The 11,405-nt window shown below is 39.0% G+C and carries 9 protein-coding genes; 5 read left to right on the top strand and 4 right to left on the bottom strand.

What is annotated here, in order from left to right:
- Positions 1 to 110: 110 nt before the first annotated feature.
- The 4 genes from VOI17_RS01540 to VOI17_RS01555 are packed head-to-tail and all read left to right on the top strand — an operon-like array spanning position 111 to position 3,976.
- Positions 111 to 1,898, top strand: a complete 1,788-nt coding sequence (locus VOI17_RS01540; RefSeq protein ID WP_323755472.1) for a MutS-related protein — start codon at positions 111 to 113, stop codon at positions 1,896 to 1,898.
- 28 nt (positions 1,899 to 1,926) lie between these two features.
- Positions 1,927 to 3,066, top strand: coding sequence for a 5-(carboxyamino)imidazole ribonucleotide synthase (locus tag VOI17_RS01545; protein ID WP_323755473.1), 1,140 nt, complete (start codon positions 1,927 to 1,929; stop codon positions 3,064 to 3,066).
- Positions 3,063 to 3,569, top strand: a complete 507-nt coding sequence (gene purE, locus VOI17_RS01550; RefSeq protein WP_323755474.1) for a 5-(carboxyamino)imidazole ribonucleotide mutase — start codon at positions 3,063 to 3,065, stop codon at positions 3,567 to 3,569. Before VOI17_RS01545 ends, purE begins: the two co-directional genes overlap by 4 nt.
- A gap of 5 nt (positions 3,570 to 3,574) precedes the next feature.
- Positions 3,575 to 3,976 carry a VOC family protein gene (locus tag VOI17_RS01555; protein WP_323755475.1) on the top strand — a complete coding sequence of 134 codons (402 nt, stop codon included), beginning with the start codon at positions 3,575 to 3,577 and terminating at the stop codon, positions 3,974 to 3,976.
- Here the strand turns inward: VOI17_RS01555 and VOI17_RS01560 are convergent.
- The 3 genes from VOI17_RS01560 to VOI17_RS01570 form a co-directional block, all read right to left on the bottom strand.
- Positions 3,973 to 4,194, bottom strand: coding sequence for a hypothetical protein (locus tag VOI17_RS01560; RefSeq protein WP_323755476.1), 222 nt, complete (start codon positions 4,192 to 4,194; stop codon positions 3,973 to 3,975). The two genes, VOI17_RS01555 and VOI17_RS01560, sit on opposite strands and share 4 nt — an antisense overlap.
- Before the next feature lie 163 nt (positions 4,195 to 4,357).
- Positions 4,358 to 7,423 (bottom strand): AsmA-like C-terminal region-containing protein, encoded by a 3,066-nt coding sequence (locus VOI17_RS01565; RefSeq protein ID WP_323755477.1) that lies wholly within the window; start codon positions 7,421 to 7,423, stop codon positions 4,358 to 4,360.
- A gap of 91 nt (positions 7,424 to 7,514) precedes the next feature.
- Positions 7,515 to 8,051 carry a PepSY-associated TM helix domain-containing protein gene (locus VOI17_RS01570; protein WP_323755478.1) on the bottom strand — a complete coding sequence of 179 codons (537 nt, stop codon included), beginning with the start codon at positions 8,049 to 8,051 and terminating at the stop codon, positions 7,515 to 7,517.
- A gap of 214 nt (positions 8,052 to 8,265) precedes the next feature.
- On the opposite strand from VOI17_RS01570, the gene VOI17_RS01575 reads away from it, so the two are divergent.
- Positions 8,266 to 9,126, top strand: coding sequence for a hypothetical protein (locus tag VOI17_RS01575; protein ID WP_323755479.1), 861 nt, complete (start codon positions 8,266 to 8,268; stop codon positions 9,124 to 9,126).
- 8 nt (positions 9,127 to 9,134) lie between these two features.
- Here the strand turns inward: VOI17_RS01575 and VOI17_RS01580 are convergent, their stop codons facing one another.
- Positions 9,135 to 11,390 (bottom strand): OmpA family protein, encoded by a 2,256-nt coding sequence (locus tag VOI17_RS01580; RefSeq protein ID WP_323755480.1) that lies wholly within the window; start codon positions 11,388 to 11,390, stop codon positions 9,135 to 9,137.
- Between the last annotated feature and the right edge of the window lie 15 nt (positions 11,391 to 11,405).

Genomic DNA, 11,405 nt, shown 5'->3' on the forward strand with positions numbered 1-11,405 from the left:
GTGTAAATTGTGGTGTCTATGTTTGAACATAAGTACGCCTTAATGGTAAGAATGGTTTTTTTATTCCCTTCATCTTATCCAAAGCCGTACCTAAATATTTTATTAACAAAATGGAAAAACTTTTTAAAGAAAGGGCAGAGCAATTTGAACATAGCCTTAATGACCTAAAAAAAAGGTCCCTTTCACTGGCATGGCTTAGGGTCTCTTCTTTTTTTGCTGCAATCATCTTAATCACACTTTTTGCAAACGCAAAAATAACAGAGGGCATAACCGCAACAGTGATTGGTTTTATTCTGCTCTTTTTCTACTTACTAAAAAAACACGTTGCCGTAAAGAAACAACTCGACTTTACAGAAGCCTTACTTAAGGTAAATGAAGAAGAGCTGCAAAGACTAGAAATGAAGCTTTCCACTTTAGATGATGGGGCGGAGTTTATCAACCCACTTCACGAATATCATATTGACCTTGATGTATTTGGGAGACATTCTATTTTTCAATTAATCAATAGGGCTTCTACCGCCTTTGGCCGAGAGACCATGGCAAAATGGTTAAGCACTCCTGCCGATCAGGAAGAAATACTATTGAGGCAAGAAGCAACAAAGGAAATTGCTCCTTTAATTGATTGGAGGCAAAACATTCAGGCCAGTGGAAGGGCTTTCAACGAAGAAAAGGCAAATATTGAACCGCTACTTTCTTGGATAAAAGAACCCAATATTTTATTGACAAAAACATTTTATAGACTCGCTATTTTCATTTTTCCACTGCTTTCTCTCACTTGCATTGTGCTCTCTTCAATAGGCATAGCCCCCATTGGGCTTCCTATTCTAGCCGTATTTATCAACATAGGAGTATTGGCAACGGTGTTGAAATATGCCAGTGAGGTATATCAAAAAACCGTATTTAGCAATAAAATATTAAAGGCTTACGAGTCTCAAATAGCCTGGATAGAAAAACAAGAGCTGACATCTCCATTGATGAAAGACTTAAAAGGAAAACTGAAAACGGACGGTAAAGACGCTTCTGTGGTCATCAACCAGCTCCAGTTTATTTTGGATAATCTGCATAACAGAGCCAACATGATGTACCAGATATTCAATACACTTTTTATTCTTGATGTATATTGGTTGATACAGGCAGAAAAATGGAGGCAAAAGACCAAGGAAGATGTACAGTCATGGTTTGAGGCCATTGGAGAAATTGAAGCCGTGAATAGCCTTGGTGCATTCTACTTTTCAAATCCAACGGCTGTTTTCCCAACCATAGAAACGGATCCTTTCATAATTAAAGCAACTCAAATGGGCCACCCAATGCTCAACGCGAAAAAGAGGGTGAGTAATGATTTTGATTTCTCTGGTAAAGGTGGAATCTGCTTGATCACAGGATCGAACATGAGTGGAAAAAGTACATTCTTAAGAACAGTGGGGGTAAATTCGATTATGGCGCTTATGGGAGCTCCAGTTTGTGCCGAATCCATGAATATCTCTAAACTTCAGGTGTTTACCAGCATGCGTACACAGGATGATTTGGAAGAAAGCGTTTCTTCTTTTTATGCTGAATTGAAAAGATTGAAGCAGCTTTTGGGCTCAATCAACACAGAAATTCCTACACTATTTATGATAGACGAGGTGTTGAAAGGAACCAATTCAGAAGATAGACACACAGGCGCGATAGCTTTAATTAGGCAGCTCAATAAATCATATGCTTTTGGTTTTGTTTCCACACATGACTTAACGCTGGGAAAAATAACAACGGAACTGCATGGCATTAAAAATTACAGTTTCAATAGTGTGATTGAGAATGACGATATCATCTTCGATTATACACTTACCCCAGGACTTTGTAAAAGCTTTAACGCAACTAAGCTCATGCAAAAAATGGGAATAGAAATTATTGACTAAATTTGCCCGCATTCCATTAAAAACAAGCATGTCGGTATTTGATTCTAATTTCAAAATAGGGGTTCTAGGAGGAGGTCAGCTGGGTCGAATGATGATTCAATCGGCCATAGACTTCAACTTTAATGTGCACGTATTAGATCCCGATGCAAACGCACCTTGTAAGGAAATTGCTGCTTCATTTACACACGGAAAACTCACCGATTTTAATACGGTTTACAATTTTGGTAAAGACAAAGATGTAATTACCATTGAGATTGAAAACGTGAACACTGAAGCCTTAAAGCAATTGGCTAAGGAAGGGAGAAAGGTGTTTCCGCAGCCTGAGGTTATTGAGTTGATTCAAAACAAAACACTTCAGAAAAGATTTTATAAAGAAAACGGAATACCCACAGCCGACTTTATTGAAACCGAATCCAACACTGATGTGGCAAAGCATAAAGACTTTCTTCCTTTTGTAAACAAACTGGCTACTGGCGGTTATGATGGACGTGGGGTGCAAGTCATTCGCACTGAAGAGGCATTCAGCAAAGCATTTGATGCCCCGGGTTTTGTTGAAAAACTTATTCCTTTCGAAAAGGAAATAGCAGTGATTGCTGCCAGAAATGAAAAGGGCGAGGTCACCTGTTTTCCAACAGTTGAAATGGTTTTTCACCCTGAATTGAATCTGGTAGAATACCTATTTTCGCCCGCTATCGTGAGCACCAGGGTTGAGGATAAAGCACAAGAAATTGCCAAGACGCTCATCAGTAAACTGAACATGGTCGGTTTACTGGCCATTGAAATGTTCTTGACTAAAGAAGGAGAAATATTGGTGAACGAAGTAGCGCCAAGAACGCATAACAGTGGTCATCAAACCATTGAAGGCAACGAAACCTCTCAGTTTGAACAACATTTAAGGGCCATTTTAAACTTGCCTTTGGGCAGCACAAAAATTGTTCAACCGGCTGCAATGGTTAACCTTTTGGGCGAAGATGGCTTCGAAGGACTCGCCAAATATGAAGGAATGGAAAATGTACTCGGCCAAGAAGGCATCCATGTACACCTTTATGGCAAAAGAATCACCAAACCTCACCGTAAAATGGGGCATGCTACGATTACCGCAAGCAACATAGAAGGTTTGAAGGAAAAAGTTAATTTCGTAAAAGCAGAATTAAAGATAAAAGCATGAGCAAGGCACTAGTAGGAATCATCATGGGTAGTCAGTCAGATTTACGTGTAATGTCTGATGCGGCTTCTGTTTTAGAAGAATTGGGTGTTCCTTTCGAGGTAACCATAGTTTCTGCGCACCGCACACCACATAGAATGGTAGACTATGCTGAGCAAGCGATTGGCAAAGGGCTTAAGGTGATTATCGCTGGCGCGGGTGGTGCAGCTCATTTGCCAGGCATGGTGGCTTCCTTAACTACTTTGCCTGTAATTGGCGTACCTGTTAAATCGAGTAACTCCATAGATGGTTGGGATTCGGTACTTTCTATTTTACAGATGCCAGGAGGAGTGCCAGTAGCGACTGTAGCCCTAGATGGCGCCAAAAACGCTGGTATTTTGGCAGCTCAAATCGTGGGTACTTTTAACGAAAAGGTGGCTGAAAACTTGAAGTCGTACAAAGCGGAAATGCGCAAAAAGGTTGAAGACAGTGTAGAAGAATTAGCCTCTAAAGGTTGGAAAAAATAAGCCAAATGGCTGATTTACATTTATCCCATATAAAAGAAACCTGCCTGTATGTTTCTGACCTAAATCGGACGGAGCATTTTTATCATACCAAACTTGGGTTGTCGGTTGTCGCCAAAGTCGATGGGCGACATATTTTTTTTAAAGTAGGTAACTGTATGTTGCTCTGTTTTCTGCCCGAAGTGAGTAAAATGGAAGAGACTTTACCGCCTCATTTTGCGAAAGGCAAACAACATATGGCATTTGGGATTCCTCTGAAAGAATACGAAGATTGGAAGATGAAGCTGATAGATTTGGGCATTCCTATTACCTATGAACACCATTGGAGAGAAAACATATACTCTCTTTACTTTGAAGATCCAGACGGCAATGTTCTAGAAATTGTTCCGAACGAACTTTGGGATAATTAAATCTCGTATTCTAATTCATGAATTCCAGAATATTGGAAATCGAACCAATACTCATATTCTGAATATTGAATACAATCTTCTAAAACCTGATCCGCCAAATTGAGTCTAACAAAACTCGTTTGCGGCAACCACTCGCGAAGTTTGAACACTTGATCAAATGGTAACCTAGAAACCTGAACATATCCAGTGCCTAAGTCGATGTGGGGCTGTGCTTTCATTTGAATGCAATTTTAATCAATTACGACACACGTAACTTAATCAGCTGTTTATCAGATTATTAAATTTGTGTATCTAAAACAATAAGTCGCCTGCATTTCAAGCGACTTATTGTTAAGATGACTTAATTGAGTAAAATGTTACAGTTGGCTTCAGAAATTATTTCTAATTGCCCCCTCCGCCCTTTTTCTTTTTGAGTATACCTTTCAATACACTTTCAGCCTTCTTCTTAGCTTCTTCAAGCTTTTGTTCAGTAGTATCCTTTTTAACCCCTAATTTACCCGCCAATTTAAGAGCAGCACTGTCGGTTTGGGACTTCAATAATGAGTCGGCTTTAGACTTAAGTTCTGTTTTCTTCGCATCCAAAACTATATTTGCTGAGTCTTTTGCTTGATCAACTTTTACCTGAACTTCTTGCTTTACCTCTTCTTTCTTTTCCTCTACTTTAGCTTTTACTGAAGCAGTTACTGCACTTTTAACGTCCGTACCGTCACCACTACCCACACTTCTAAGTCCAAATTCAGGTTTCGCGTATGTTCCACTCATACCAATATTGAGTCTCACTGTGCTGCTAGAAACTGCTGAACTACCTGTAACTTGAGAAACTAAACTATTTAGCTGAGCTCCAATTTGTCCTGCTTGAACATCCATTCCTAAAGTATAATCGATTGAACCATCAATTCCAGTACTTCCGGCAATGGTGGTTTTATAATCACCAAGGTTCACATCAAATGGCTTGACGAAAAGTCGGCCATCCTTAATTTCGGCCGACATTTTCACTTTATCTAAAGTTGAAGTAGAAATTTTTTGAAGTTTAGTCAGCGAGGTTAGACCTGTTACTATTTTTGAATCTTGATCTAAACTGGCTTGTAATAACTGCAATACTCCACTACCAGATAAGGTACTATAATCAGGCATCATGTCTGCACCCAAGGCTCCTGCCATTGCAAAATCTGTGGACAAAAGACCTTGCATCTTCTCAGCAATTGGAGCTAATTTTTGAATCATCTCGATGCTCTGGAAAGATTGAGGAATTGAAATCTCTTTCACTTTGAACCCAAAGGCAAAGAGTGGTTTTTCAGGTTTACTGTCATAAGAACCTTGCAATCCGACTGTACCATTGAGGGTTTTCATGTTGGCATTTTCAAGGGCTACTTTTCCATCCTTCACGACTAAACCACTTTTCACTTCTTTAAGCTCAAGCTTATTGTATATTACTTTATTGACCGAAGCATTCATGTTGAACTCCACATTTTCAGGAATTCTAACCACCTGCATAGGTTCACCTGTTTCGTCAACGACCTCCTCTTCCGATTCGGTCATCCATTCGTTAACGTTGAGCACATCAGCCGTAGCATTTAAATTACCTTTTAGATTTCCATCATTTAAAGCAAAGCCCAAGTAGTTTTCAATTTTACCAGTAGCACTAAAGTTGGTTTCACCAGCTGAGCCGTTTAGCTCATTTAGGTTAATACTGCTTTTATCAAAAGAAGTGTTTGCAGAAGATATTTTAAAAGTTTTCCCCATGGCTTCATCAGCATATACAAGGTTAGTCACTTTCAAAACCCCTTTAGTATCCAAGTTTTGGTAACGCTCATTTTCTATATCGCTCATTCGGCCTTTTGAGCTCAAGTCGGCCATAATGATTCCAGAGGCCTGAACACCTTCCATCGGGTAAATTTTGAAAATTTTCTCAAGGTCAATCGTTCCTTTTGCCGTAGCATCCCATTCAAAATTATCAGGGTTTTGTAACATCAACTTGGCCTGAAAAGGTTGTCCATCCATCACGAAATCCATGTTTGAAACATTGATTTTGGTGTCCTTCATTTTACCTGTTGGGTTAAGCACTTCTGCCACCACATTGATTTTCTCCAAAGGAATTGGAAACTCGGTAGACTGTATTTTACCATCTTTAAGGTTCATGGTAATGTCTAATGTAGGAATGATTGACTGCAGACTATCATACTTGCCATTTGCCTTTGCATTCAATGTCATTATTCCGTCTAGAACAAGTCCTTCAATAGGCAACATGCTATTTAAATCTTTTAGGTTCAACGTACCATTGATATAGGCATCAATAGGGTAATCCTTTAGGTTAGCCACTTTTAATCGAGCATCAAAAGGATTCTTACCAAAGTCGATGTGCATTTTCTTCAAGTCGATTACCGTGTTTTCGATTACCCCATCTGGGTTGTCTACATTCAAGGCAACCTGAATATTATCAATCGTCTCTGGTAAACCAGGGTATTGAACAGATGCATCGTCAATATTAAGATTAAGGCCAAAGGCAGGCATTTCTGTATCGGAATACTTACCCTTCACCATTCCGCTAAACGAAACATTACCGGTGGCTTTTACATCATCGAAGCTCTCTGTATAAGCCCCAGGAATAAGTGAGAATATTTTCTTGAATTCTGATGATGGAGAGCTAAACGAAAGATCCATACCGTAGGAATCATCGAACATCGTAAATGAGCCGTTGGCAGCTAAAGGAAATTCATTAATCAGGAATTCGTTTTCCTTAAATGTAAACTTCATGTTGGGCAGGTCCATGCTCATCACCAAGTCCATTGTTAGTGTTTTATTGGTTACATATTCTGTTCCGTTATAAGCAAATGTTGCTGCATCAACCTTTCCCTCAGAGACTAAATCGAAAATGTCTTCGGCAAAATCGCCCTTTCCATAAATGTTTATTCCGTTGAGTTGCGTAAATACTTGTGAAGATTGATCGAAATAAATAAAATCTCCATTTGAAACTAAAAAGCTTTTAATCCCAAAGCTTAGAGAGCCTTCTGACTCAGTCGTATTTATCTCTTCAGCGCCTTCCACAACCTTCATTATATCATAATTGGCTGTCCCATCTTCCAAAACAATGATGGTAATATCAGGAGAATCTAGATTCACTCCTTTAATAGTAATTGCATCACCAAAAAGCACTTCTCTCAAATTAATTTGAGCTTCAAGGTTCTTTACGTTAGCTAACGTATCTCCTTCAAAGACACCTTTTCCTATTACCCCAAAGTCGCCAAGGCTAACCGTAAAGTCAGGGAAATTTGTAATAAGCGAAAGCCCAAATTTATCAATATCGAAGTATAAGGTGGCTTCAGTATTCTTGTCAAACTCGGAAACAATCTTATCTCTTATTTTATCTTTGAAAAAGATGGGGATAAGCAGCAACAATAAAAAGACAAATAGAAATACTCCGAGAACAATTTTAAAAAAGCGCTTCATAAACCTTTAGTTTTTAATAATACAAAAGTATAGAATAAACTAGGAAGAAGCCTTGATGTTATGAAAATTGAGATTAAATAATCTTGAAGGATTAAGATTTGAGCTTTCTAATCTTCCTAGGGCCATACCACAACCAAATACCTGATATCGAAAGGATTAAAAGGCCCAATCCTAAAATGTTCATTGAAATCACCTTGAACAGCTCTGAGATTATACTTCCATCATGGATCTGCTCTATCCAATCAGAATTTCGCTTGGCTACCGAATAAACCTCAAGCGTTTTCGCATCTACTTGAACTTCCCAACTTCCTGTATCGAAGATCACTTTCGCAATTCCCTTGGTAGGTCGATATTCAATTCGATCAAAATTGGACGCATCTAAACCCAAACTATCTACGGCCTGAAGTGAGACCTCAGCCAAACGATGAACAGGATGCCAATCGGAAATATTCAATGTTTCACCTTCCTGAGTAGGGGGCTGAAGAATATCTATGTTTTTTTTCCATCCCAAAATTAGCCCTGTAATTGAACTTAAAATCAGAAAAACCACGATGAACAAACCAAGTGTCTTGTGAATTTGACGGTATGATCTTATGCTTTTAACAAGCTTAACAGGAGCCTTGGCCATAAATCAATGAGTTTTGCTGAAAACGCGAATAAGTGGAATTTAACTGGAATCCACAACCAGAATTATATGAGCAAAGCTCTGATTAATGTGAGAAAACGACTGTCATAAATTACGTGAACATAAATTGTGTGTTACGTAATTTGCTATTATGTTACCCGTATGTTAACTTAATGTTACGAATTGAGTTGGAAAGCAGTAACTTTGTACCTAGACAATGAATAAAAGTAGAGACATATGGTGGATAATAATATTGGGATTTCTCAATTTTAACCTATGTGCTCAAACTGGTATTCAAAATAACTCGTTACAGGAAACACTTAGCAAAGCTGATATATTTCTTGTAGAGGCTGAACCGCAGCAAAGAATAGAGGCTCATCAGAACCTTACTCAAATCATTGATAATCTTGAGATTATAAGAAAAAAAGAAAACAATGACGAGACCTTTTTGCGCAAGTTATTTCTTAAAACAAATAGAAAAACACTTCGAAGATATAGTCTCTACTCTGATTTTTCTGAAACCTTACTGAACGGAAACTATGGCTGCTTATCAGGCACAATACTATACTCCATTCTTCTATCGCATTTCGATTTTGACTTTACAGCGATTGAGCTTTCAGATCATGTTTACTTATTAGTAGAAAAAGATAACTCAAAATTCATTTTTGAATCAACCTTGGGCGCTAGGGGTTTTATCGCAAACAAAAAGGACATAGAAAAAGCGTTGAGTGGCTATAGTGAGCGGTCGGTGGTAAATCAATCAATGACGGCCGTAGCTTCATTAAAGAGTAGTGAACAACCCTCATATATTAATAATCAAATTGGCTTAAAAGAGCTGGCTGGCCTACAGTATTATAATAAGGCCATTGAAAGTTTTAAGAACTCTGAACTGATTACTGCGTTAAAATATACTGAGGAGTCTCACAAACTGTATCCTTCAGTTAGAATAAAACAACTTATGCAATTATTAGTAAATCAAATCCTTTATAGCGAGGGCTTAACTCAAGAGGTAAAACAAGATGCCTTGAACAATTACATTTCTCACGTTCGTGGGAATAAGATCAGTCAAACCAAATAATTTTCTCTTTACATACCTATAATGGTGAACTCAACTCTTCGGTTTAGGGCTCTACCCGCATCGGTTCTATTGGTGGCCAATGGCACACTTTCTCCATACCAAACAAACTGAAGCCGATCTTCTTTGATTCCTAAGCCTGCAAGTGCTTTCCGAACAGCCTCCACCCTTCTTCTAGATAAGTCAACGTTATACTCTGGACTGCCATAGTTATCAGTATGGCCGGCCAACTCTACAATGGCCGTTGGGTAGTCGTTCATGAATTTAGCAAGGTTCCTAATTTCTGTCCAAGACCTGGGTTTGAGCAGATCTTTATCAAAATCGAAAAATACGTTTCTTATAATAAAAGAAGCTCCAGGAGCGGCTTTCACCACCTGAGCATTTATGTTTATGACGGGGCTCTGAATATCACTTACCAAAGCATTAGATTCGATTGGTGCCTCATCCAATTCTTTTCTCTGGGCATTTAAAAGTTCAAAGGTGTCTCTCTTAATTTGAGGTAAAGCAAGGTCAATGGCCACCGCCTTCATAATATTCTCTGGGACGCTAATAGGTTCACCAGTAGCCAAATCTGCACTATCAAGGTCTAATTTATCTAGTGTCACTGCAAATACATTGACTTCGGAAATATCCAACAAGTCAACTGTTGCTCCAACTGGAATAAAACCAGGTATCTCGGCTCTATAAGTGTAAATTTCATCTGCTGGCAATTCCGTACAATAATTTCCAGCGGCATCGGTTCTCACTCGGCCTACTTCAACTCCATCTCTCAGTCTAGAAAATACTACTTCGGCATCTAAAGGATCCCCTGTTTCGGGATCCGTAATTGCTCCACATAAGGTCACTAGCCTCAATTGACGTGTTACCAAAGGCAGCGTCATAGAAAAAATATCAAGGTCGTTGCCCTCTACTTCTCGACAGAAATAGGCAAGCGAGCCATTTTGCGGAACGAATAGGAACATATCGTCCTCTTCTGTGTTAATAACTGGCCCTAAATTTTCCGGTTCAGTCCAACTTGTCCAAGTGTTATCTAAGCGTCTGGTTACATAAATGTCTTTCTTCCCATAGCCGCTATGCCCTTCAGAGGTGAAAAACATTGTCTTTTTATCTGGCATTAAAAATTGTCCTTCTTCTTCGCCAGCAGAGTTAACCACAGGTCCCATATGTAATGGCTCCGTCCATAGACCATCTCTCTGTAAAAAACTAACATATAAATCTCTTCCTCCTTCGGTTCTCTTACCTTCTTCAGAAATAAGAAGAACTTCACTGTCTGGTGTAAGCCAAAAGTTCACATTTCTATGAACATTAACATCGTTGAAAATCTTAAGATTTTCAGGCTTGGTCCATTCCTTTTTGGATATCCTCAGACTTTTCGAAATACCATACTTCATTCCGCCAGGCAAATACTTATTGCCCAGAATAATCAGTTCTTCGCCTTCTTGCAGAAATGAGCTTATAAAATTGGGGTCAGGATTATTAAGCACATCACCAATATTGGTTGCCAAACCCCAGTCTAAAGTGGTTGAATCAAAGTCAGCATACCATATGTCTTCCATGTCATCTTCTCCTCCCACATTTCCAGGGTGCCCTCTTCTGCTGAAATACAATGTTTTGTTGTCTTTTGTCAATAAAGGCTTTATCTCCCTATTTGCACTATTCACCAAGTCATTCAATCTTTTGACCTCCAGCTTAGTGTTGATGTTAGGTAATAGGTTAATCTCTGCCTCAATCGGCTCTTGTGAATTAGAAACGCCAATACAGTCAATGGCCGAAAAGCCATCAACCCTTCTTCCATCAATTACAATTTTGATTGCTTTTACATTGTAAGGGGTCTTTTCCAAAAAAATCCTGAACATCCTATGAGGCTCATCAACTGGCCCTGGGATTTGTTTAAACACTAAATGCTCCTTGTTATCATCATCATAAAGAAACACTTCCCTTATGGCTCCTGGGTTAAATGTCTCCCCTATTGCAATTTGTTCAATAGGCATTTCCAAACTGAATTGTACCTTAACAAATTCAACAGTATTGGGGTTGAAGGGTGCCCAAGCACTAGGACTCTCTCCTCCAGCAGGTAATGCATCAGGTTTACCTAGCAACTGCTTGGCCGACCCCTGTAGCTGAGAAATTTCAGAAGAATAATCGATCACACGTGATGCCCACTGAACTGTGGTTTGGGAATAGGTTGCAGGAAAGCAGAACACCCAAAGAAGCACACAAAGGACAATTCTCATAGAAGTGAAAACACGTATGTTATTGAGTTTCAATAATAGCCAATTATA

Origin of the sequence: Roseivirga sp., from assembly GCF_034669765.1 — a bacterium.
Classification (GTDB): Bacteria; Bacteroidota; Bacteroidia; order Cytophagales; family Cyclobacteriaceae; genus Roseivirga.

What these genes read in the sequence shown, in the direction of transcription:
- VOI17_RS01540 (WP_323755472.1), top strand. Translation starts at nt 111, where the DNA reads ATGGAAAAACTTTTTAAAGAAAGGGCAGAGCAATTTGAACATAGCCTT.
- VOI17_RS01545 (WP_323755473.1), top strand. Translation starts at nt 1,927, where the DNA reads ATGTCGGTATTTGATTCTAATTTCAAAATAGGGGTTCTAGGAGGAGGT.
- purE (WP_323755474.1), top strand. Translation starts at nt 3,063, where the DNA reads ATGAGCAAGGCACTAGTAGGAATCATCATGGGTAGTCAGTCAGATTTA.
- VOI17_RS01555 (WP_323755475.1), top strand. Translation starts at nt 3,575, where the DNA reads ATGGCTGATTTACATTTATCCCATATAAAAGAAACCTGCCTGTATGTT.
- VOI17_RS01560 (WP_323755476.1), bottom strand. Translation starts at nt 4,194, where the DNA reads ATGAAAGCACAGCCCCACATCGACTTAGGCACTGGATATGTTCAGGTT.
- VOI17_RS01565 (WP_323755477.1), bottom strand. Translation starts at nt 7,423, where the DNA reads ATGAAGCGCTTTTTTAAAATTGTTCTCGGAGTATTTCTATTTGTCTTT.
- VOI17_RS01570 (WP_323755478.1), bottom strand. Translation starts at nt 8,051, where the DNA reads ATGGCCAAGGCTCCTGTTAAGCTTGTTAAAAGCATAAGATCATACCGT.
- VOI17_RS01575 (WP_323755479.1), top strand. Translation starts at nt 8,266, where the DNA reads ATGAATAAAAGTAGAGACATATGGTGGATAATAATATTGGGATTTCTC.